Source organism: Georgenia satyanarayanai (assembly GCF_023715365.1).
GTDB lineage: Bacteria > Actinomycetota > Actinomycetes > Actinomycetales > Actinomycetaceae > Oceanitalea > Oceanitalea satyanarayanai_B.
In genome coordinates this window covers 1-442 of the sequence record NZ_JAMBNZ010000119.1, presented here as the reverse complement: position 1 = coordinate 442, position 442 = coordinate 1, and the positions used below count along the sequence as shown (strand labels likewise).

Genomic DNA, 442 nt, shown 5'->3' with positions numbered 1-442 from the left:
CTGATAGTGCTATATTTAATGCCTTTCAATGTAATGAAAGTGGTAAAACACTGATTCAATCTGCTTTTCGAGATTATAAACCCAGTAATTCAAGCGTGACAGATTACCTTGTGAAATGGCTAAATGGCGGAAATCTAAGCAAAAATAGTATCATTACAAAGGCGATAAGTCCTATCATCCCATTAGATAAAGCAACGCTTAATCTCATCAAAAACAGCTTGATAAAAGGTAACGATAGCAACCAACAAGCCAAACGTCGTGCCAATGCGTTAAAACTTATCGAGCGATTAGATAAACATGATGAGGAGCTTACTTGGATTGAGAAGCCTAAAGAAATAGATTCAGAGCATTGGCATGACTTAACGACAGGGGCGATGTTTTTTACCCTACAGTCTAAAGCATTCCTACTTCTTGACAGAATCGAAAGTCATATGGGTAATAA

General features: G+C 37.1%; 1 protein-coding gene. It reads left to right on the top strand.

Translation table 11 applies throughout. The features are described from left to right. The coding region (locus M3148_RS17280; protein WP_251305957.1) for a hypothetical protein at nt 1-442 on the top strand (442 nt) is incomplete at both ends.